This window comes from Dyadobacter pollutisoli (genome assembly GCF_026625565.1).
Classification (GTDB): Bacteria; Bacteroidota; Bacteroidia; order Cytophagales; family Spirosomataceae; genus Dyadobacter; species Dyadobacter pollutisoli.
This window is the reverse complement of sequence record NZ_CP112998.1, coordinates 3,934,585-3,955,704: the sequence shown is the minus strand read 5'-3', so window position 1 is coordinate 3,955,704 and position 21,120 is coordinate 3,934,585. Positions and strand designations below refer to the sequence as shown.

The following is a 21,120-nucleotide window of genomic DNA, read 5'->3' as shown; positions in this document are numbered from 1 at the left end:
TTGCTGAATTTATTTTTGTAAAACTAACCACAGGTAAAATGGTGGAAAAAATATTTGATTGAAGAGAACGAAAAATGAACGCACCGGCGTAACCAGGCAATCTTTTCTACGAAAAAAAGGGAAATAGTGGATGGGGCACTGGTGTGAATATAGAATTAATATTATAATATTATCTGCTGGTTTGACCGGATAAACCCAGTGCACTTTTAAGCCACCTCTAAGCACAAGAATTATATAAGAATGGAAAGCAAAGGCAAAATAAGCGTTCTTTACGTGGATGATGAGATCAATAACCTCAATTCATTTAAAGCCGCTTTTAGGAGAGATTTTAACATTTTAATCGCAACGTCAGGGCGGGAAGGGCTGGAACTGCTGAAACACAATGTCGTACATGTGATCATCACGGACCAGCGGATGCCTGAAATGACAGGTGTTGATTTTTTAATAGAGGTCTTAAAGGATTACTCGGACCCTGTCCGGATTTTATTGACAGGCTATACCGATATCACGGCGGTTATTGATGCAGTTAACAAGGGCCATATCTACTACTATCTCAACAAGCCCTGGGATGAGCAGCAGCTACGCATTATTATTAAAAACGCGTACGAAATATTTCATTTGCGCGAGGAAAACAAGGAGCTGATCGAGAAACTGATTGATGTTAACGGACAGCTGGAATTCCTGTTGAGACAGAATCTGTTATCCTAGTATGATGAACGAATAACTACTCCTCTCAACAATTTATTTTCTTCTGAAGAGCAGCCCTTTACGGTAATGTAACGCAGGCCCCAGGCCTTTGAAAAGGTATATTAGCACTGAAAACGCGGAGGTGATCAGTACTGCCAGAAAAAGAATCGCAGCGAATAGCAGATTCCCGATGGCCTTGAAAAAAATGATAATGTCCATGATATAGTTGTGTAGGTATGCAGGCTGATCTTTAAAAACCGTACCAGTGCAATCATTGAGTGTGGCTGATGCCGGCCCACTGAACGGGAAATGTGTTTCTGGTATCGTTTTTGTGATCTTTTCGCTGGTTTTATACCAGTATTGAAAAAAAGGAACATCAACAAAAGGGAGCTTAACCATGAAAAAGATCATCGCAATCGGCATTGTAACAGGAGTAGTACTGTTCGTTTTCCTCACATCTTGTGCAAAACAAATGGACGGAAAGAAAAATAAGTCGGAAAAAGAAGGCGAAATTGCAGGCAAGAATAAAACTGAAGGGTATTTTTATCATCAGACTGAACAGGACCGCGCTACCGACTCGACCAGAATCAAGAAGAACATCAATAACTAGTAAAAAGCATTACTACCGGGGGAGCATGTTGAGGAATTTTTGCCTGAAATTTGGTCTGTTTGTGCTCATTGGGTTTTGCACCTACTGCAAAACGCCCTCGCTCCCGCCAGAACCTGTCGACAAGGGGGATACCACCGGCACTGACACTTCAAACATTGATACTTCCATTATTTCCAACCCTGATACTACCCAGGTGATAGACACTGTTCGTGCACGTACATCTGACTCGGCGCTGGCAGTTTCACGGAGATTTGGGAATGAGTTTATTTTCGCTGAGGATGACCTGGAAGGCAAGACCGGGATTTTCTACAAGGCCAATGATTTTATCGGCCGGCCGGTGAGTCTGAATTACTCATTTGTGGCTCCGGCAAAGGACACATTGAAATACAGACCGTTCGTACTGATGGTCCATGAAGGGGCTTTTTTGTTTGGCGACCTGGGTAATGAGCTGGGTAAAGCCAGGCTGCTGGCCAGAAAAGGCTACGCTGCGGCATCTATTAATTATCGGTTGGGGTTCAATGGTGGAAGCCAGTACAATGCCTGCGGAGGGAACAACCTGGAAGTGGTCCAGGCTGTATACCGGGCCGTACAGGATACCTATGCCGCCTTACATTACTTTGTGGAAAGGGCTGATGAATTTGGGATTGATCCCGGGCAGATCGTGCTGGCAGGCAGCAGCGCCGGGGCGATCACAATCTCTGCACTCGCGTACATGACCGAGCAGGACTTTGAAGCATTGCAGCCAGGTATCGTCAAAACGCTCGGTAAGCTTGATCCCACTCCCAACGGAGGGCAGTTTAAGATCAAAGCGCTGCTTTCTTCGCTGGGGTATGGCGTGTTTAAAAGCAGCTACCTGACCACAAACAATGCAAAGCCAACGATATTTTTCCAAAGAACGGGAGATAATGTGCTGCCATTTCAAAAGGGGACCTTCCTTTCCTGTCCTTTTTACCTGAGTTCCGAGGGGGCAAAACCGGTTTCTGACCAACTTAAAAAGTTGAAAGTGCCATTTGAGTTAAACTTTGAAACGGCCATCGGGCACCAGCTTAGTTATCCGCAGGAATATATTACGGAACGTTATGCCCAATTCCTGAAAAGACTCTGGGCCGGAAAGCGGCACCAGATCACGAATGAAAAATACAAGACAATAGAAGATATTCAGCTCAAATAAGCTCTGACTTGCTTCCCGCACTGATTTTCGCGGGTTTTTGAAACGAAAAATAGCTTTTCAAATAATTTGAAAGCCTTATTTCCAGATATTCATACGAAATATGCGAGAAGATCAGGGTCATGGACAATGACAGGAAAAACATGGCCGTCCCTGAGCTGTATAACGGGTAGCCGACCTTGTTAAAGACGTAAGATATCGCCACCATGACTGGTAAATGGATCAGATAAATGGAAAAGGAAATATCTCCAAGCCGCACAAGCCAGTTAGGGAATCTGGTGATCCTGCCTTTGGTATGAAAAATAAAACTTGTAAAAAGTAGCGCAGAACCTACGCCCCATTGTAGCGGCCCGAGCCCCCCGAAAAATCCTGATAAATACTGCCATAAGGCTAGTCCAATGCAAGTAGCAACCAGCCATTTCTTCGAAAAGAAAGCTGAAAAAGCACGCGACAATGCGCCATTATAATAGATCAGGCCAATGATAACGCCAGATATGAAATTGCAGATGATCGGGTTTGTGATCATATTGAGGTAAGCGGAGCCGTAACCCACAGCATGATCAGGCTTCAAGGTGAAATTTCCGTAGGCTAATGGTACCAGTATCAGCGTGGTGCCGGATAGGATAAAGAATGCATACCACCTGAATTTTGAAAAGCATAGCGAGATAGCAATGACGAGATAAAAGTAGATTTCATAGTTGAGGCTCCATCCGACAGGAAGCGTTGCGTATCCGTAAAATGGTGGTGCTTCGGCAGAAGCGGGAATGAAGACCATGCTCAAAATCAGTTCGTTTAGAGGAGCCTGGTCGGGTGCAATGCGGTGTTGTAAAACGAAATAGATGACAGTAATTACTGCATAGGCAGGCCAGATCCTGATAAATCTTTTGATAATAAACTGGCCGACGCCCGTTACGGAACCTGATGTATGTCTCGTGATATATACCATGATGAAGCCACTGATCACAAAGAAAAGATCAACCCCGGCTGGACCTGAATTGAACAAAAAGTCGAGTTCTTTTTTGAAGGGATCACCTTCCCTGATCACGTCCTTTAAATGGTATATTGTTACTATTAAAGCTGCAATACCTCTCAGTACCTGAATACTATTGATTTTTGAGTCACGAGGATTATAGCCCAGGGTTGTCTCCTGTTCCATATTTATGTGGGGTGTTTATTTTCTAGCAATCGCCTGTTAATGAGACACAACAATGTGGTAGAACTGTTGCATGACCTCGGGCAAAATTGGCTACAGAGAAAGTTGTAATCGATTGGCAGGCTGGAAGTGGCCGGGGAGTATTAGAGTGTCCTTCATTTGTTAGTGAGTAGTTGTTATTGGCCGTAAAAATAGTCAAAGTTTGGAAACAGTAGTATTTTACCCGGAAATCCGGTGCAATCGCGCCTTCGGAATTCGAAACGGCATAGTTTTTAATGCTTAGGATATGAATGTTTTTTAGCCCTGAATTTTATGGATGAACCATTGGTAGTGAAATCTGAAATATCCATTGAAGCACCCATTGCCAAAGTCTGGGAAGTTTTGGTGGCACCAAAATATATCAAGCAATGGGACGATCTGCCCTCTGATTTTGAAGATTACTATCTGGAACTCGGCAGGAGCATTGAATGGACAGGGACCTCAAAAGTGGTCGTAACGGTCTGCGAGCCTAATGAGATTTTGAAAATGTCGCTTTATGTCTCGAAATGGGAGCAGCCATCGACGGCTTACGACATTGCCTACATTTACAGGCTAGCCAATGATGGTACAGCGACAAAGCTGACACTTGAAATCGGAGACTTCTCGGTGCTACCCGATGGAGAGGATTATTACACCGCTTCGGTTGAATTTGCAGGTGCAGCATTGGAGAAAATCAAAAGTTTGTCCGAAAACAGGGTTTGATTCAGTCGCTGATTATATTTGTGATATCGCTTCTGAACACTATGGAATCCAAAACAAAACTTTACTACGACACCAACGAAGTAGCTGAAATGGTTGGCTGCGAACCATCCGCATTGCGTTTCTGGGAGAAGAAATTCCCCCAGCTAAATCCCAAAAGAGATGGTCGGAACCGTCGGCGTTACACCGAGCGGGATATCGAGATTATCCGGAAAATTATGCACCAGCGCGACAAGCAGGGCCGGACGATCAAAGGTACGCGGGAGCAGCTGCGCAGGAAGGAAGAAGCGCAGTTGCTGATCCAGCGACTGGTACGGGTCCGTAAATTTCTGGTAGAAATACAGGAGAAGCTATGAGGCAGGTTGTCATGTTGTTGCTGGCTCTGGCGTTCAACAATAATACATTTTCCCAGACTTTTCTTCCCGCCTCGGTTCGCGGACACATTGAGTTTCTGGCCTCTGACGAGCTGGAAGGCCGCGGTACGGCAAGTCTGGGCGAGATCCGCGCAGCAAATTACATCGCCGGAGTATTCAAAAACCTGTCATTAAAACCCGCAGGAAATGAGGGTAGCTTTTTTCAGCCATTCGAAGTTTCATTCTCAATAGAAGGTAATGCGCACAAGCTGACCGCGCGAAATGTGGTGGGTTTTCTGGATAATGGCGCAAAAAAAACCATTGTAGTCGGTGCGCATTACGACCATTTGGGCAAAGGGTTTCAGGGGAGCTCGCTTTCGCCCAACAGCAAAAATCAGATCCATAACGGGGCCGACGATAACGCATCAGGTACGGCCGGCCTGTTGGAACTTGCGAAATACTTTGCAGGTAACAATATGATTGAGAAGCATAATTTTCTGTTTGTCGCTTTTTCAGGAGAGGAGCTGGGGATGATCGGTTCCAAATATTTTACAGAAAGGCCCTCCATTCCATTGAATTCGGTGTCATGTATGATCAATATGGATATGATCGGGCGGCTTGATCCGGACAAGGGCGTCATTGTTTCAGGCTGGGGGACGAGCTCTGCATGGGGCAGACTGATTCCCGATCTTGCCAAAAAGGAAAAGCTGAAATACACGGTCGATTCCTCCGGAGTAGGGGCTTCGGACCATACTTCATTTTACTTAAAAGACATTCCCGTCCTGCAATTTTTTACGGGCACGCACGTGGATTATCACAAAGTGAGTGATGATATTGAGAAAATCAATTTTGAAGGAGAGTCTCAAATCCTTTCGCTGATCGCCGGCTTACTGCGGGAAATGGACAATCAGACCACTGATCCTGATTTTCTGACAGCCGGGAATCCTCACACAGGCAGCACCACTACGGATTTCAAGGTGACGCTGGGGGTTATGCCAGATTATAGTTATACCGGAAAGGGACTGAAAATTGATGGCGTTTCCAAAGCCCGGCCAGCCGACAAAGCGGGGATATTGGCGGGGGACATTATTAAGAAACTGGCGGGAAAAGAGATCGGTACCATTTATGACTATATGGAAATCCTTGGCCAGCACGAAAAAGGCGAGCAGGTAGAAGCCGAAGTACTCCGCGGTACCGAAACAAAAACCGTTAAGGTAACATTCTAGTCTCTAAATAATAGCCCCCCGTTTCCCGAGTTCAATGACTTCCATTTGACTGATCAATCCTTCGTGGAGATTGAAACGAAGTAATGTCCTGAACTTATGAAATCCTTCACGCCCGGCAGCTCCCGGGTTCATGTACAGCATATTGTTCAGGGATTTGTCACGTATAACCCTCAGGATGTGAGAATGTCCGCAGATAAAAATATCCGGCGTTTGTGATTTTAATTCAGGGAATACCTGTGGATTGTACCGCGGTGGCGCACCCCCAATGTGCGTGATCCAGATGCGAAACCCTTCCAGTTCAAAATGGAGGTTTTCCACGGTTCTGGCCCTGATTGCATTGTTATCAATATTCCCAAAAACGATTCTGGTAGGCTTAAAAGCCTCTAACTGGTCAATGATAGTTGTTGATCCAATATCTCCTGCATGCCACACTTCGTCGCAATTGGCAAAATGATCAAATACCCGTTCATCCAAATACCCGTGTGTGTCCGATAATAATCCTATACTTTTCATTGTAAAATCAAAACAGTCCGCCTCAGCCTGCAAATATGTGCAATGATTTTTACCGTAAAATAAATTATTTAAAAATTTATCAAATAAAAGTAACTTATATATACTAAAATCACCATTTTAACGGTTACAAAACTTAATAAAAGTTAAATTATTCTCCAAACCATATAAAATCGGTTTTAAACTAAATTTTTAGTTGTAAAGTTTGACCGGTTTATATATTATTGCAGAATGTAATTTAATAGTTACAAACCTTACTCACTTAACCACCAGACCAGCCTTGAAAAAAATCTTACTTCTTTTCTTCTTCTGTCTTCCCATCTTGGTCGCCCAGGCGCAGACCGGAGGACGCTTCACGTTAAAAGGTGTCATTACCGACACCGCTGGCGTTGTATTACCGGAAGCGACAATCATGTTGCTTTTACCAAAGGATTCCTCTTTGGTCAATTATGGAAGGGCGAATAAAGAGGGAGCTTTCGAAATGAAAAACCTCAAAAGGGCGCAGTACATTTTTAAAGTATCCTATGTAGGCTACATCCCGTATCAGGAAGACATTAATCCTAAGGATCAGGATGTTGTGGATATAGGCAAAGCTAAAATGAAGGTTCTTCAGAAGGAATTGTATGAAGTCGTGATCAAAACAGCACGAGCCCCATTGAGCATACGAGGCGATACAGTGGAGTTCGACGCCAAGGCATTTAAAGTACCACCGGGGTCAACAGTGGAAGATTTATTACGTAAGCTGCCTGGTGTACAGGTAGATGGCGACGGGAATATCAGAGCACAGGGCGAGGAGATTAAACGTGTAACGGTCGACGGTAAGCGTTTTTTTGGAGATGATCCTAAAATGGCCACCAAGAACCTCCCCGCCGAAGCCATTAATAAGGTTCAGGTATTTAACGGAAAAACAGAACAAGCCAAGGCAACGGGCGTGGACGACGGGAAAAGGGAAAAGACATTAAACCTGGAACTGAAAGACAGTCATAAAAAGGGCGGTTTTGGAAAGGCTGTTGCAGGAGTCGGAACGGACAAGAGATTGGAAGGGAAGGTAAGCTATAACCGATTTGACGACAAGCAGCAGTTTGCGGTACTGGGTTTTGGAAATAATACTAACCAGTCAGGTATCGCAAGGAACGACTATCAGGATTTTAAAGGAAGCCAGTCATTCAACTGGGGCGACGACGGCGATTTCGGGTTTAGCAGCGGCCGGTACTATGGTGGGGATGACATTACCATTCAACCCAACTGGGGAGGTGGCGGATCCGATGGTTATACCAAAAACTGGGCAGGTGGCGCTAATTACAATTATGATACGAAAAAGACGAAGCTGAGCACCAGCTATTTTTACAATCAGTCGAACTCGATCATGGATGTGCGTTCGAGCACGGAGAATTTCCTGACGAACGATTCCTATAATTCTACGGATAAAAATAAAACACTCGGATTTACTGCGAACCACCGCCCGAGTTTCCGGTTTGAAAAGAACATAGACTCTCTGAACACAATCGTTCTCATCAGCAATTCGAGAATCAATACAGGAGATAGCGACTATGAGAGCTTCCAGCAATCCTTCCGGAATGAGGGTGTGCTGACAAACCAGTCGAATGTTAATAACAAAAGCAACTACAATTCTTTTGCAATGGCCAATTTGCTTTTGTACCGTCATAAGTTTAAGAAAAAAGGGCGGAATTTTGCAGCTAGCCTTGGGTACAACATCAACAATTCTGACGAGGACAAAAAATTAAACTCAACTAATCTTTTTTTGCAGGATTCGACCAGAAACAGTGTCATTAATCAGCTTAATGAAACCGAAAGTACCAGAGGGAACTTCAAAGGAAGCCTTTCATATGTGGAGCCTCTTTCTAAAAAGTTCTTCTGGGAGACTTTCTATAATTACAGCATGCGCAAGGACAAAGTAGACAGGAATGTGTTTGATGTCGAGGGTGATGTACGGGAGGCGAATCAATTTCTTACCCGTTACTATTCCAATGATTTTACATACAATCGTTTGGGTAGCAGCCTTCGATACTCATACAAAGGCTTCAACCTGGCTGCCGGACTTGCCGGTGTGCAGTTTGAATTGAAAGGTAAGTTTGCTAGCGATAAAAATTCAACTGAATTTACCCGCGTTGATCGCAGCTTTTTTACCTGGGTACCCAATGTGTCGCTGAATTATGACCTCAAAAACAATCGTTACGTCTATGCAGAATATGGTTTGAATGTGAGGGAACCATCGGTTACCGATCTGCAACCTATCGTAGACAACAGCAACCCGCTTTACATTGTCGAGGGGAACCCTGATCTGATACCTGCCTCAACCCATAATGTGTATGCTGGCTATAACATGTTCAATCCGGCGAGCTTTACGAATCTTTACGTCAATGTGTTTTACAACTATAACGTCAATCAGATCGTTTACAACCGTAAGACCAATCTCGAAAACCTGATCACGACAACAAAACCGATGAACGTAACAGGTGGTAACAGTTACGGTAGCCACATAGGTTTTGGCTTTCCGCTAAAAAAGACAAAGGCGACATTAAACCTGAATACTGGAATCAATTTGAGCAACAACCTGACATATATCAATGATGTTGAAAATGAGACCAAAACAGACGGATATAATTTTGGAACACGCCTGGACCTTACGCCTAGTGATGCATTCACGCTTTATACGAATGCAAACTGGAATATCAGCAATACTAAATATTCGATCAACACCAGCCAGAACCAGAAGATAGTGAATGGTAACTACGGCGCGGAAATGAATGTTAAAATGCCGAAGGAAATTTATTTCAATGCGCGTTTTAACTACCGTACCTATACCAATGATCAATTCGGGTTTAGTCAGAAACAGCCGATCCTTAATCTGTCGGTTTATAAAATTGTATTGAAAAGTAAAAAAGGAGAGATCAGGCTTACTGCCAATGACGTGTTCAAGAGAAACCTTGGTATCAGCCAGTACGTGAGCCAAAACTTCTACACTGAAAGGCGTGTGGCTACATTGTCGCGGTATTTCATGCTAAGCTTTACCTACAATATGCGGGGGATGTCAGCAAGCGTAAGACGTAGTAATTTCTTCTAAAAATCCAGAAACATAAAATGAGAACATTAACCTTATTGATATTAACCCTTTTCGTTTCACTTGTTTCATACGCCCAGAAAACGGAGGGAGAAATTACCTATGAAAAAGTTTACCACTGGACAAGGCTCAATGCGCGGCTGAGTTTCCTGAGTAATGAGGAAAAAGAGCGGATGAAAATGACCTGGGCAAACAACGACGAGCACAAAGTGGAAATGCTTCTGGCTTTCAACGAGAAGCTGAGCTACTACACTTACCCTAAAACGGAGGAAAATGACGGAGGCTATTCATGGAGAAAAGGGGAGTACAGGATCTACCGGGATTTTGAGAATGAAAAGAGGGCCGATATCATTGAAATGTTAGGCAAAACCTACATTGTCGACGATTCCCTCAAATTTCCAAAGTGGAAAATCATGAATAAGATCAAAGAAATCGGTGGATATATGTGTATGATGGCCGTTACACAGGACACGATCAAGGATCAGAAAGTGACCGCCTGGTTCGCCGATGGTATTCCGGTGTCGGGCGGACCGGAGCAGTATTCAGGGTTGCCGGGAATGATACTGGAACTGGATATTAATGACGGAGACATCGTGACCACAGCCAAAGAGATCAAGTTAAAGCCAGTTACTGACGACATTAGTATTCCCAAAAAACTCAAAGGTAAAAAGGTCAATACCCAGAAATACGAGGAAATGATGAGCGTCCATATCAGAGATAGTATTAAAGCGCATCGAAACCCATTTTGGTCTATGCCCTACTAGTCAGGGCATAAACTTTGCATTTTAATGCTTTTCTAATTTTTAAAAGGGAGGATTGTCTGGACAATCCTCCCTTTTTTTGTACCTTTGCGACTCGAAAGGGGGCGTGCCCGTGAAGGTTGGCTCGATATTTTTAACTTTTTCTTTTTACTTACCAATTTCTATACTTAACTCTTTTGATTTAAATTAACCACCCTTTATTATGAAAAAAACGCTTTTAGCCGTTGCAATGCTCTTTATTCTCGGATCCTGCGCAAGCAAGAAGAAATTACTTTCTGCCCAGAAACAAGCCAATGAAATCCAGATTCAATTGGACAAAGCAAGAGCTGACCTGAATGATTGTGATAGCAGAACTGCTAGTTTAAATAATGATTTGAAGGCCAAAAATGACGAGCTTACCAGCAAAAACTCCAAAATGAAGGAGCTGGAAGACCAAATTGAATTTTTGAAGAAAAACAACAACAATCTGTTGGACCGTATGTCTGACCTTTCTGTGATCAGCAAAGAAGGTTCGGAAAGCATCAAAAAATCATTGGCTATGATGGATGCCCAAGGCGCTCAGATCCGTGATTTGAATTCAAGCATCCAGAAAAAAGACTCTTTGAACATGGCGCTTGTCTTGAACCTGAAACGTTCATTGGCGGATGTTAGCGACGAAGACGTTCAGATCGAAGTGAAGAAAGGTGTTGTATATGTATCACTGTCTGACAAAATGTTGTTTAAATCAGGTAGTTCCGTGATCAACACACAAGCTGAGACTGTATTGAGTAAAGTTGCTAAGATCCTGAACGACTACAAAGAGATCGAGATTTTGATCGAAGGTCACACGGATAATGTACCTATCTCTACAGACAAAATTTCTGATAACTGGGATTTGAGCGTTTTGCGTGCTACTTCTGTTGCGCGTACACTTCAAAAGAAATATGGTGTTGAGCCTGTTCGTATGATCGCTGGTGGCCGTGGTGAATATTTACCCAAAGTGGCAAACGATTCAGCGCCTAACCGTAGCTTGAACCGTCGTACCGAGATCATCATCACTCCAAAATTGGATCAGTTCTTTAACCTTTACACACCAAACGCTGGTAAATAAGGTTAATTGATAAAATGTTAATTGAAAGCCCGTCAGAAATGACGGGCTTTTGTTTTGTTATACAATCCGTTTTTTGATAGCGAGTGAAACCGCTTCTGTGGCAGAATGGACGTGCAGCTTATCGTAGATTTTCTTAATGTGCGACCGGACCGTGTCAATGCTGATATTCATTTCAAAACCGATCATTTTGTAGCTGAAACCATTGACCAGAAGCTGTAAAAGTTCAGTTTCTCTTTTGGAAAGATCGTAATTCTCCTGCTCCTCACTTTTAGCGACCGGCACCATTTGTAACACTTTTCGCGCCACAGAGCCCGTCATCGGAGCGCCACCGCTCATAACGTTGCGGATTGCCGACGGAATTTCCTCACTGGCATAACGTTTCAGAATGTAGCCCGATGCCCCGGCGCATATCGCATTGAAAATATTTTCATTATCGTCAAACACCGTCAGCATGATCACTGGAATGTGCTCATTCACTTTCCGGATCAGTTTCACAGCTTCCACACCATTGATTTCGGGCATATCAATATCCATCAGGATCACATCAGGCTGAAACTTGTGAATGTCTTCCACCACGTTTTTGGCTGACGACTTGGCGGCAAGCAGGTTCAGGTCATCCTGGTCGGTGATCAATGCCTCCATGCTGATCCTCAGTGCCTCATTATCATCGTAAATCAGGATATCGGCAGTTTCCATGTCGGGCAAAGCGGTGGGCGGATAACAGAACGGGTTATTCATAAAGCTAAGGTTATTTTACGATGACTTTGTGGGTACGGACCAGATTTTTCTCCTGAACCTGCAAAATGTAAATACCAGCAGGCATAACGTCCAAAGGCTGTATTGAAATGGTATTCAAAGATTCTTTCTCAGTTCTGAATTGAAGACTGGAACCTGATAAACTGACCAGCTTGATTTTCGCACCATCAGCGTCATCCACCCTCACTTTGAATCCTGCTGATGTTGCGGGATTGGGGTAGGTACCGTATGCAATTTGATCTTTTTCGCTGCCAATGCCAGATGCGATCTCTTCTGCCGAGATTCTGGACGAAGTTGTGGCTTGAAATATTCCAAAGTCTTCCCAGGTGCTTGAATTGTAAATGTAAGTGTAAGGTCCTGTTCCGGTTGGTATTCCTTCTGAGCCGGTCATGGCCCATCCGGTTTCGGTTCTCCGGTCTATCCGGACCCTGGATGAATGGTTAAATCCGGCCGATTCGTCCGCGGCATACCAATAGGCCTGGTGCAGCCAGCGAGGGGAATCTACGCCCGGGCTGACGCTGATACTTTCGGTTTTATATATCACGTTTACATGCGGCGTCGAAGGAAATAGTAATGCATTGAACTCCGCACGGGCCATGAGCTGCACTCTCCAGCTGGTCGAAGTATTGGAAATTTTTAAAGGAGTATAAGAGTTTTCTGATGATCCGATCGGGAAATATTGGTTGTAAATACTTCCGGTACCGTTTCCCGGCAGCACCAGATATCCATTACCGTTTGTTACTATATAGCGGGCTGAGTTGGCACCCAGTATAGTCTGGCAGGATAAAATATATCCATCCAGAAAGATTTTCCCTTTTACAAATTGGGTTTCACAGGCAACTGATGACGGGGGCGACAAAAAACCAAATGCAGAAAGAAGCCTTACGCCGTAGGGATTATTGATGATGACGCGCTGCATTCTAATCCAGACGCCTCTTTCACCATTTGATTGTAAAGCTTGGCGAGCATTACCAGCCAATTCCATCGAGTAAATCTCAATTCGTCCTGACACACCAACATCCAGATTTCCGTTGAGTTTGAGCCGGGAGGCAAGCGCAGGACCGGTAAGGCTGTGCCCGTCATAGGGAAATGACGTAACCGAATTAATCTTTAAAGTGTTGCAACTTGCTTCAATGTCCAAAATGACGTCGCTGTTGATTGTCACATTATCGTAGGCGCGTGGGAGAAATCCGGATGACCACGTAGCCGGGTTACTCCAACGACAATCATCGCACAAGGAAGTCTGCGCAACAGTTGCATATACTTTCAATGGCGTGTACAAACCTAGGGGATTACCATAAGGATATAGGACAGACCATGCTTTAACTGGTGGGTAAGTGCCCGTAGAACTGCTGGTTGCAACGGTTACCCGGGTCGGAACCCCTGAAACCAATTTTGTTACATTAATTTCCCAACGTCTGGCAAAACTATTCCAGCCAATGGACAGGTTTTGGATAACACCGTCAGTCCTGTCTGAGCTGAACTGCATATGTCCGCTGCTGGACGTTGAGTAATATTTGTAACGGCCATTGATGACACTGTTGTCACCAGGGTAACCTTCCACTGCAACATCAGCTATTACCGGACCTGCCATGGAGGCCAATGAAAAAACGATCAGGATCAGAAATGTGAGTAAAGTTTTCATCGGGATTGTGTTTAAGATCATGACAAAGTTGACACTTTGTTGACCTCAGATCAATCGCATGATGATGTGGTTTTTGGTGTTAAATCAGCGGGATTTGGACCTCAATAGTAGTGCCCAGGCCCTGTTCCGAAGAAATATGGAAGGTACCGGAAAGAGATTTCGCCCGGGCTTCCATATTCCTGATCCCGTTTGAAGATCTGACCAGATCTACATTGAAACCAATACCATTGTCTTTGACGGTAAGCAATAGGTGTTTTTCTGCTTTTTCGAGGACGATACTGACCGAACTTGCCTGCGCATACTTAGCCGTATTGTTGATCGCTTCTTTAAAAATGAGAAAAAAGTCTCGCCGCTGCTGCATGTTCAGACTCGATAAAAGCACCTCTTGGTTGACTACGAAATCGGCTTTGATGTTTTTAGGTTCAAGGGTATAGCTCGCAAATTCCCGCATCCGTACCAGCATATTGGCCAGTTTATCATTGTCGGGCTTGATAGACCACACGATGTCGCTCATTTCCTGCTGCATATGCGACGATTGTTCTGTTATTTTTTTCAAATACGAGCCCGCTTTGGTCTGATCTTTTAACAGGTTGTTGAGCGACACTTCCGACAGGATTTTGATGCTGGTTAATGTCGATCCGATATCATCGTGCAAATCCCGCGCGACGTCATTCCGGAAGTTGATCAGAAGCTCCTGTTGCTCTATTTTTTTCTTTAACTGATACCGGTTGAACATAAAACCGATCAGCAGGAGTATAATTCCGGTACCGCCGATGATGCCATTTCGCATTAGTTTCTGGTTGGCGAGCTGCGTCTTTTGTTTTTCAATTTCCAACTGCCGTACTTTCCGGTCAATGGTGAGCAGGGCGATCTCGTTGTCTTTTTTCTCCGTATCGTATTTCAATTGCAGCTCGGCAATGTTGCTTTGGGTTTTTTCCTGGATCAGACTGTCCTTGTAAAGTGCATAATTCCTGAAATTCTGATATGCGTGATAGTAGTCTTTCTGATCTTTGAAATAATTCGCTTTATGCAGCGAAACGTCCCTCAGCATCGACAGATTTTTGGTCTGAGAGGCAATATTATGTGCATTTTCAAAAAACTTTAATGCCGCTTCCCGGTCGCCGATCTGCCCCGAAAAGTTGGCTGCACTGATGCTCCGGTACGCTTCCTGATGTTTATCACCCGTTTCTTTGAAGATTGCGATGGCCTTTTTTTCAAGATCCAGTGCCTCGCTTTTTTTGCCCTGCCGCCCCTTCAAAAGCGCCATCGTCGACAGGCTGCCGGCTACGAGCCCTTTCACGCCAGTTTGCTTGGCATAATAGATAGCAAGCTTCTGATACCCGATAGCAGCGCTTAACGAGTCTTTTTGAAGCATGCGGGCAAGGCTGTTGTAATTGTTGGACAAGCCAACTTTATTACCCAGCTCTTTGCGGACCCGTATCGCTTCCCGAAGATTTTCGAAAGCCTTTTTCCTGTCCCCAAGCTGATCATATGCTACCGCCAGGTTGCTCGAAGTGGACGCGATAGCATACTTATCGTGTAGTTTGTCGCCCAGTCTCTTGGCTTTCAGCAACCATTCAACCTGTTTTTCGTACTGACCTTTTGATTGAAATAAAAGCCCCAGGTCGCTGTAAACGATCGCAGTATACTCGGATTGTTCCCTTTCGAAATGGATCGCCAACGCATCTGCGTAATGTTTTTCAGATTCCGCGTAACGATGTTGAAACATATAGTACTGCCCCAGCTGCAAATGCCCCAGCCCTTCCATAAAGTGGTCCCGCAGCTTTTTCGCTATCGCCAGGCCGGCGTTCTGGAAGATCTCGACACTGTCGGGTTTGGTTGTGTACCGTTTCAGGTCGCCTATTTTCAGTAAAGCCCAGCCTTCGCCACGCGTCATTTGTTTTTGAATGCTCAAACGATGCGCGAGACGGGCATAATGCATGGCAGAATCAATGTTGACGTCGGATACTTCGTCCGCCATATCCAAAAATCGATAGATCTGTACGGAATCTTTGGAGGAGTATTTTTTCTGAGAAAATGAACAGGTGACCGTTACCGCCAGCATTGCGGCTATCATGCATAATCTAAGAAAGTTTGGTACTGACCTCGGCATGATTTCAGCGGACGGTTTTTTTGATATTACCTTTGCGATTGAAGCCAATTGCTTTTTTACTCGTTATTGTAAATTTAAAGGAAATTATTTCATATAAATTGGGGAAAATGTCAGATACAGTACCTGTTAAAGAGACTATTGAAGCAGCGCATCAGCTGGTGGCGCCATTTATTCATCGCACGCCCATCGCTACCTCCCGTTTTTTGAATGATCTGACAGGGGCGGAGCTGTTTTTTAAATGTGAAAATTTGCAAAAAATCGGTGCATTCAAAGCACGGGGTGGCCTGAATGCTATCCTTACATTGCCAGAGGATAAACTTAAAAATGGTGTTGCCACACATTCCTCGGGTAATCACGCCCAGGCTATTGCGTTTGCCGCTGCCAAGGTAGGAGTGAAGGCGTACATTGTGATGCCTGAAAACTCGCCGTCTGTCAAAATCAGCGCGGTGCAGGATTATGGCGCCGAGGTGACGTTTTGTGAAAATACCCCGGAAGCCCGTCAGGAAGCAGTCGACGCGATCGTTGCGAGGACCGGGGCGACATTTATTCACCCATTCAACAATTACCAGGTTATTGCTGGCCAGGCAACGGCGTCCAAAGAACTGATCGAGGATGCCGGTACGCAGCTGGACGTGATCATGGCACCGGTAGGAGGCGGGGGACTGCTGAGCGGTACTGCATTGACAGCCCATTATTTTTCTCCTGAAACAAAAGTTTATGCAGGCGAGCCGGAAGGTGCGGCGGATGCGGTACTGTCGTTCAGGAGTGATAAAATTGAAAAAGCACCCTACATTAATACCATTGCTGACGGGCTGCTGACCTACCTGGGAGATAAGACTTTTCCGATCATTAAGTCGCAAGTAACAGACATCCTGACCGTTTCGGATGAAGAAATCATTACAGCCATGCGGTATCTGTGGGAGAGAATGAAACTGGTTGTGGAGCCTTCGGGAGCAGTTTCGCTGGCGGCAGTTTTGAAAAATAGAGAGCAGTTTGCAGGCCAAAAAGTAGGGATCATTATTTCGGGAGGTAATGTAGATTTGGGTAAATTACCTTTTTGAAAGGTGCTGAAAATCAGGCGAATTGATGTCTGATGAGAAATTTACAGACGTGGAATATGCGCTTCACACGTCGTTGCCGTTATAGTAGAAATTGTCTGGCGCGTATTTTTTATTGAAATAGTAAATAGTTTACACTTAAAGTTGAAGTATGAAAAAGTTGATTTTTTGCTGTCTGGTAATTTTAATGGGCGCCTGCAAGGACAAAAATAAGGATGTTGAACCTGAACCTGATTTTGCACCGGAATTTGTGGGAAAATATGAGACTACGACGGTGGCACCCTCTATTGTTACGAAGCAAGCCTGGGATGTGACAGTGAAAGAAAAAAATCAGCTGAACATTTTGTATAATAAAAATACTGAAGTGAAGGTTCCTGGCACCAGCATTACGCTGGATCAGGAATATTCGCTTGTGAATGTGAAAAGCACCTCCAAAGATGTATTTGAGATCAATGAGATTGTGGATGTAAAGCAAAGTAACGGGAAACCATTGCAGCAGAAAGTACAAGGAATTGCAACAAAGGTGGTGAATGCTGCGGGTGTTCCACAAATCAACATCACGATCAAATTTAGTGATCCGGGCACAGGTGCGGTAGCACTGGAGGAATACCTCGAATTCAAGAAGAAATAAAGTTGAGATAAGCATCATGAAAAGCCCTTCCAGATTGTCCCGGAAGGGCTTTTTTATGGATTTTTATTTATTCTTTATTACCGTCAGATAATGCATTTTTGTCGTTGGATAAACGCATCAATCAGAAGACTTTAACTCCTTAATAATTCTGTAAAATTACCACAGTAACCGTTTGGCAACTATATTTTTTACAATATTAGCAGTGTATCTGTGCTGCCAAACCTCTTACACTCTTCATTCGTGCTGATTGCTCACCGTTTTTTTGAGAATATTCGAATATTTTGTCCTAGTTCAGAAAACAAAAAAAGCCTGCAAATCAGCGATTTGCAGGCTTTTGATACTTTTTGCAATTGGTACTAGTGGAGATGCAGGGAGTCGAACCCTGGTCCAGAACAGGGAAACCCTGCGCCTTCTACATGCTTATCCGTGTTTAGATTTTCGAGCCTGACAAGGTACACGGCGGACCCGCGTCATAGCCTTAGATACTGGTGTCTCGTTGAATTTCCGTATCACTATTTCAACCAGCGCTGATTTGCGACACCCCGGAGCCCAACCATCAGCACGTAGGTTGGAGGGATGATGGCATTTGGTTAATCCTCCGGATTAAGCAGCCATGGCGTAAGTATTTTCGCCAGTTATTGTTTGAGAATATTATTTCCGGGAGGTACTCTCAACTCCCGACATGCTTACACACAGACCTTCAGCCCGCTGTCAATTCCAGTCACCCCCAATTTTATTAGCTTCCGGCAATCAGCCGTCGGCTTGCAATAGTCTCCAGATTAAAAGTTCAATTGCAATGCTATTTACACATATTAAGTCACGAAAGTTCGCAACAGAAAGTAGATTTATCCTAAACGATTGACTATCAGTACCAGTAAACAGGAAAATATTCACTCATTCACTCATTCACTCATTCACTCATTAAACATTAAAACTCCCACCGATAACTCAGTACCGGAATTAAGCCTAGCTGATACTGCGTCACCACCGCATCCTTCCGTTTGTCAAAATAACGATAGGCTTCATTTTTTGTACCGGACACATTTTGCAAGTCCAGTGCCAGCGTCCTGCTGTATTTTGCCCTGCTTTTCTTCCAGTACACACGCAGATCCGGCCGAAAGTAGTCTTTCATTTTGACCGTGTAGCTGCTTTGTGTTTCGTACAGAGTATACCCTAATATTCGGGAATATTCTGCGTCAACGGGTTTATCGCGGAAGCCGCCGATCCAAAGGATCTTCACATTAACGCCCCACAAATCCTGGTTGGAGGATCTCAATTCCTTACCGCCTGTCAAACTGAACGTATGCCTGCCATTGAAGCGGCTATTGTGCCGCAGGCCCAGGTAATCTACATAAGTTGCGTCGTATAAGGAACCGGAAACTAGCATATAAAAATCCTTACTCAGGAATTTCTGAAAGCTCGCCTCGATGCCATAGTTCCGGGCGGTGCTGGTGTTGTCCAAAAATTCATACGGTACTTCCTCTACCAGATTGACCGCCGAATAGTTATCGTGTAACCCGTGGCCAACCGGCACATCAAATAAATGCTGCCAATAAACCTCAACTTTGAGGCTGCTGCTTTTTGGAAACGTTTTCTGATAACCCAAAGTAACCTGCTGAGAACGTGTCGGTGCAAGGTTTCGGTTCGAGTTAGGCCCATAGTCATAAATGCGCATCGCGTACAGACCTGCGTTCTGCATTTGGCTATGTAAACCATAAGATGCAGTTAGTTGTGTTGTGGGGCCAATCTGCCATTTAATGGCCGCCCTCGGCTCCGGTAATGCGCTTACTTTCTTGGTTCTCTGCACGGTACTGATCATAGCATGCAGGCCGATATCCGCCGAGACCTTTGGTGTAAATTGGAGCGACCAGTTCACAAACGGCTGAAACACATAACTTTTCAACGATTCACCTGCTGACCTAATACCCGCTTCGTAGTGATTGAGCGTTGCAAATAACCCGCCACGAAACCTAAAACGTGCATTGTGACGGTAAGTCAGCGTTACGTTTGCCGAAATTTTACCATTGATCAGATCCTGATTATCAAGCACTTCGGCTCTTGACAAAGTCTTGCTGTTCACCGCATAGGCAACCCTGGAAGTGTTTAATGTCGAACCGACAAGCGCGGCACGGAGCGACACTTTCTCACTAAGCGGCTGATCCAGCGTTAGCCCGCTGGCGAACATTTTGTTTTTGTACAGAATATTTTGACCATCCTTATCAAACTCCCAGGTAGCCGTGTCTTTGTCTGGTTCAAATGTGTTGCTGCTCAATCCACCTGTTCCGAAAAAAGTAACCTTTCCCCCATGGGCGGTCGGGAAATTGAGGTTAAATGACAGATCCTGAAACCGGGAGTCCTCTCCGCCGAAATTAACGCCCATAGCACCGAGCAGACCGGTAAAAGAGTACCTGTAATTGACAAGGTATGACGCCTTCGATTTCTTGGAAAACGGGCCTTCTGCCGAGAAATCCATCCCTATCAAGCTCGCCTGGGCGACAAATTCTGCTTTTTCGTCATTCCCTTTTCTGAGATTCATATCCAAAACAGCCCCGGTCACATTGCCATATTGTGCAGGAAACGGCCCGGACAGGAAATTAGAAGTGCCCAATAGTTGTGTGCTCAAAATATTTACACCGCCGCCCGTAGAAGTAGGCCGATCGCTGAAAGTACCTGCGTTGGACAAATGGTTGGGGTTGACAATCTCTACACCTTCCAGTCTCCATTGCATGGCGTTCGGGGAATTGCCGCGCACTACCAGCCCATTCGCCTGGTCATTTGCCGCTGCAACGCCCGGAAACGAGGTCGCTACCCGCGCCGGATCCATGTACGTGGCAGCATATCGCAAAGTTTGCTCAATGGTAATCGCCTGCACACTGTTGAATGCGACAGGCCGCGCAGCCGAAACCGTAGCTTCTTCCAACTCCTTTCCTGCCACGTTCATCCTGATTTGGATTACCTGTTCTTTCCCCGACTCCAAAAGAATTTCCGGGATAGAAATGGTACCGTAGCCGACGTAGGAAACTTTCAGCTCATAACGACCCACTGACAGGTTGTCGAACCGGAATGTGCCTTCCGGGCCGGTGGCCGCACCGGATTCCGTGGACGAAAGCGAAACGGTCGCGCCGACCAGCGGTAAGCCGGTATCGGCGTCCCGGACAGTACCACGAATGGTGGAAGTAAAACTTTGGGCCAATCCGTTGGTGGCAAAAAAGATCAGGCAGAGCAGAATTCTAAGCATTTGGGAACAAGTGATGTAATATTCGTAAAAATAGTGCCTTCCTGGTTACTTACTATCATGCATCAAAAGTTTCAATCAAGCGTTCATTGAATTATATTTTTTAAATAAAAATTTGGTTTATTTAAATTTGAATCTGCATTTGTAGAATATAAATTACAAACGTAGATCAAATGAGGCTTAGCAAAGCGGAAGAGCAAATTATGGAACAGGTGTGGAAGCACGAAAATACAGAACTTGACAAGTACATTTCCCGGGCAGGTTGGGTTGGAGAGAGACCTAATAAGTTCCGAAAGTAAGGGTA

The 21,120-nt window shown here is 44.7% G+C and carries 19 protein-coding genes and 1 other RNA gene; 12 read left to right on the top strand and 8 right to left on the bottom strand.

Annotated features, from left to right (window positions below):
- Positions 1 to 240: 240 nt before the first annotated feature.
- Positions 241 to 708 carry a response regulator gene (locus ON006_RS16160; protein ID WP_244822886.1) on the top strand — a complete coding sequence of 156 codons (468 nt, stop codon included), beginning with the start codon at positions 241 to 243 and terminating at the stop codon, positions 706 to 708.
- Between the two features lie 33 nt (positions 709 to 741).
- On the opposite strand, the gene ON006_RS16155 is transcribed toward ON006_RS16160, so the two are convergent.
- Complete coding sequence (locus ON006_RS16155; RefSeq protein ID WP_244822887.1) at positions 742 to 1,086, bottom strand: hypothetical protein; 345 nt, start codon at positions 1,084 to 1,086, stop codon at positions 742 to 744.
- On the opposite strand from ON006_RS16155, the gene ON006_RS16150 reads away from it, so the two are divergent.
- Positions 1,085 to 1,297 carry a hypothetical protein gene (locus ON006_RS16150; RefSeq protein ID WP_244822888.1) on the top strand — a complete coding sequence of 71 codons (213 nt, stop codon included), beginning with the start codon at positions 1,085 to 1,087 and terminating at the stop codon, positions 1,295 to 1,297. The two genes, ON006_RS16155 and ON006_RS16150, sit on opposite strands and share 2 nt — an antisense overlap.
- A gap of 25 nt (positions 1,298 to 1,322) precedes the next feature.
- Positions 1,323 to 2,468: an alpha/beta hydrolase gene (locus tag ON006_RS16145; protein WP_244822889.1), complete on the top strand. Its 1,146-nt coding sequence runs from the start codon at positions 1,323 to 1,325 to the stop codon at positions 2,466 to 2,468.
- Here ON006_RS16145 and ON006_RS16140 read toward each other — a convergent pair.
- Entirely contained in the window at positions 2,461 to 3,621 is a 1,161-nt protein-coding gene (locus tag ON006_RS16140; protein WP_244822890.1) for an acyltransferase family protein, read from the bottom strand. The two genes, ON006_RS16145 and ON006_RS16140, sit on opposite strands and share 8 nt — an antisense overlap.
- Before the next feature lie 309 nt (positions 3,622 to 3,930).
- Here ON006_RS16140 and ON006_RS16135 point away from each other — a divergent pair, with 309 nt between their 5' ends.
- Genes ON006_RS16135 through ON006_RS16125 form a run of 3 tightly spaced genes read left to right on the top strand, consistent with a single transcriptional unit; the run spans position 3,931 to position 5,935 of the window.
- Positions 3,931 to 4,359 carry an SRPBCC family protein gene (locus tag ON006_RS16135; protein WP_244822891.1) on the top strand — a complete coding sequence of 143 codons (429 nt, stop codon included), beginning with the start codon at positions 3,931 to 3,933 and terminating at the stop codon, positions 4,357 to 4,359.
- Between the two features lie 41 nt (positions 4,360 to 4,400).
- The gene (locus ON006_RS16130; protein WP_244822892.1) at positions 4,401 to 4,712 is read left to right on the top strand and encodes a MerR family transcriptional regulator; all 312 of its coding nucleotides are present in this window, start codon (positions 4,401 to 4,403) and stop codon (positions 4,710 to 4,712) included.
- On the top strand, positions 4,709 to 5,935 hold the full coding sequence (locus ON006_RS16125; protein ID WP_244822893.1) for a M20/M25/M40 family metallo-hydrolase: 1,227 nt from the start codon (positions 4,709 to 4,711) through the stop codon (positions 5,933 to 5,935). Before ON006_RS16130 ends, ON006_RS16125 begins: the two co-directional genes overlap by 4 nt.
- Positions 5,936 to 5,938: 3 nt before the next feature.
- Here the strand turns inward: ON006_RS16125 and ON006_RS16120 are convergent, their stop codons facing one another.
- On the bottom strand, positions 5,939 to 6,448 hold the full coding sequence (locus ON006_RS16120; protein WP_244822894.1) for a metallophosphoesterase family protein: 510 nt from the start codon (positions 6,446 to 6,448) through the stop codon (positions 5,939 to 5,941).
- Positions 6,449 to 6,725: 277 nt separating this feature from the next.
- On the opposite strand from ON006_RS16120, the gene ON006_RS16115 reads away from it, so the two are divergent.
- From ON006_RS16115 to ON006_RS16105, 3 genes are all read left to right on the top strand, one after another.
- Positions 6,726 to 9,530: a TonB-dependent receptor gene (locus ON006_RS16115; RefSeq protein WP_244822895.1), complete on the top strand. Its 2,805-nt coding sequence runs from the start codon at positions 6,726 to 6,728 to the stop codon at positions 9,528 to 9,530.
- 17 nt (positions 9,531 to 9,547) lie between these two features.
- On the top strand, positions 9,548 to 10,291 hold the full coding sequence (locus ON006_RS16110) for a GLPGLI family protein (protein WP_244822896.1): 744 nt from the start codon (positions 9,548 to 9,550) through the stop codon (positions 10,289 to 10,291).
- A 199-nt stretch (positions 10,292 to 10,490) separates the two neighbouring features.
- Positions 10,491 to 11,378 (top strand): OmpA family protein, encoded by an 888-nt coding sequence (locus ON006_RS16105; protein WP_244822897.1) that lies wholly within the window; start codon positions 10,491 to 10,493, stop codon positions 11,376 to 11,378.
- A 57-nt stretch (positions 11,379 to 11,435) separates the two neighbouring features.
- Here the strand turns inward: ON006_RS16105 and ON006_RS16100 are convergent, their stop codons facing one another.
- The 3 genes from ON006_RS16100 to ON006_RS16090 form a co-directional block, all read right to left on the bottom strand.
- Positions 11,436 to 12,116, bottom strand: coding sequence for a response regulator transcription factor (locus tag ON006_RS16100; protein ID WP_244822898.1), 681 nt, complete (start codon positions 12,114 to 12,116; stop codon positions 11,436 to 11,438).
- Positions 12,117 to 12,126: 10 nt separating this feature from the next.
- On the bottom strand, positions 12,127 to 13,779 hold the full coding sequence (locus tag ON006_RS16095) for a T9SS type A sorting domain-containing protein (RefSeq protein WP_244822899.1): 1,653 nt from the start codon (positions 13,777 to 13,779) through the stop codon (positions 12,127 to 12,129).
- A gap of 79 nt (positions 13,780 to 13,858) precedes the next feature.
- Positions 13,859 to 15,856, bottom strand: a complete 1,998-nt coding sequence (locus ON006_RS16090; protein WP_244822900.1) for a tetratricopeptide repeat-containing sensor histidine kinase — start codon at positions 15,854 to 15,856, stop codon at positions 13,859 to 13,861.
- Between the two features lie 143 nt (positions 15,857 to 15,999).
- On the opposite strand from ON006_RS16090, the gene ON006_RS16085 reads away from it, so the two are divergent.
- A complete protein-coding gene (locus ON006_RS16085) occupies positions 16,000 to 16,953 on the top strand; it encodes a threonine ammonia-lyase (protein WP_244822901.1) in 954 nt (317 codons plus the stop codon).
- A 148-nt stretch (positions 16,954 to 17,101) separates the two neighbouring features.
- Positions 17,102 to 17,581, top strand: a complete 480-nt coding sequence (locus ON006_RS16080) for a hypothetical protein (protein WP_244822902.1) — start codon at positions 17,102 to 17,104, stop codon at positions 17,579 to 17,581.
- Between the two features lie 357 nt (positions 17,582 to 17,938).
- On the opposite strand, the gene ssrA is transcribed toward ON006_RS16080, so the two are convergent.
- Both ssrA and ON006_RS16070 read right to left on the bottom strand, forming a co-directional pair.
- Positions 17,939 to 18,310: a transfer-messenger RNA gene (ssrA, locus tag ON006_RS16075) on the bottom strand.
- A gap of 199 nt (positions 18,311 to 18,509) precedes the next feature.
- Positions 18,510 to 20,819, bottom strand: a complete 2,310-nt coding sequence (locus ON006_RS16070) for a TonB-dependent receptor (RefSeq protein ID WP_244822903.1) — start codon at positions 20,817 to 20,819, stop codon at positions 18,510 to 18,512.
- Positions 20,820 to 20,989: 170 nt separating this feature from the next.
- On the opposite strand from ON006_RS16070, the gene ON006_RS16065 reads away from it, so the two are divergent.
- Positions 20,990 to 21,115 carry a hypothetical protein gene (locus ON006_RS16065; protein WP_255772977.1) on the top strand — a complete coding sequence of 42 codons (126 nt, stop codon included), beginning with the start codon at positions 20,990 to 20,992 and terminating at the stop codon, positions 21,113 to 21,115.
- Positions 21,116 to 21,120 lie beyond the last annotated feature (5 nt).

Excerpts from the sequence above, each read along its gene's own strand:
- ON006_RS16160 (WP_244822886.1), top strand. The coding sequence starts at position 241 with ATGGAAAGCAAAGGCAAAATAAGCGTTCTTTACGTGGATGATGAGATC.
- ON006_RS16150 (WP_244822888.1), top strand. The coding sequence starts at position 1,085 with ATGAAAAAGATCATCGCAATCGGCATTGTAACAGGAGTAGTACTGTTC.
- ON006_RS16155 (WP_244822887.1), bottom strand. The coding sequence starts at position 1,086 with ATGGTTAAGCTCCCTTTTGTTGATGTTCCTTTTTTTCAATACTGGTAT.
- ON006_RS16145 (WP_244822889.1), top strand. The coding sequence starts at position 1,323 with ATGTTGAGGAATTTTTGCCTGAAATTTGGTCTGTTTGTGCTCATTGGG.
- ON006_RS16140 (WP_244822890.1), bottom strand. The coding sequence starts at position 3,621 with ATGGAACAGGAGACAACCCTGGGCTATAATCCTCGTGACTCAAAAATC.
- ON006_RS16135 (WP_244822891.1), top strand. The coding sequence starts at position 3,931 with ATGGATGAACCATTGGTAGTGAAATCTGAAATATCCATTGAAGCACCC.
- ON006_RS16130 (WP_244822892.1), top strand. The coding sequence starts at position 4,401 with ATGGAATCCAAAACAAAACTTTACTACGACACCAACGAAGTAGCTGAA.
- ON006_RS16125 (WP_244822893.1), top strand. The coding sequence starts at position 4,709 with ATGAGGCAGGTTGTCATGTTGTTGCTGGCTCTGGCGTTCAACAATAAT.
- ON006_RS16120 (WP_244822894.1), bottom strand. The coding sequence starts at position 6,448 with ATGAAAAGTATAGGATTATTATCGGACACACACGGGTATTTGGATGAA.
- ON006_RS16110 (WP_244822896.1), top strand. The coding sequence starts at position 9,548 with ATGAGAACATTAACCTTATTGATATTAACCCTTTTCGTTTCACTTGTT.
- ON006_RS16105 (WP_244822897.1), top strand. The coding sequence starts at position 10,491 with ATGAAAAAAACGCTTTTAGCCGTTGCAATGCTCTTTATTCTCGGATCC.
- ON006_RS16100 (WP_244822898.1), bottom strand. The coding sequence starts at position 12,116 with ATGAATAACCCGTTCTGTTATCCGCCCACCGCTTTGCCCGACATGGAA.
- ON006_RS16095 (WP_244822899.1), bottom strand. The coding sequence starts at position 13,779 with ATGAAAACTTTACTCACATTTCTGATCCTGATCGTTTTTTCATTGGCC.
- ON006_RS16090 (WP_244822900.1), bottom strand. The coding sequence starts at position 15,856 with ATGATAGCCGCAATGCTGGCGGTAACGGTCACCTGTTCATTTTCTCAG.
- ON006_RS16085 (WP_244822901.1), top strand. The coding sequence starts at position 16,000 with ATGTCAGATACAGTACCTGTTAAAGAGACTATTGAAGCAGCGCATCAG.
- ON006_RS16080 (WP_244822902.1), top strand. The coding sequence starts at position 17,102 with ATGAAAAAGTTGATTTTTTGCTGTCTGGTAATTTTAATGGGCGCCTGC.
- ON006_RS16070 (WP_244822903.1), bottom strand. The coding sequence starts at position 20,819 with ATGCTTAGAATTCTGCTCTGCCTGATCTTTTTTGCCACCAACGGATTG.
- ON006_RS16065 (WP_255772977.1), top strand. The coding sequence starts at position 20,990 with ATGAGGCTTAGCAAAGCGGAAGAGCAAATTATGGAACAGGTGTGGAAG.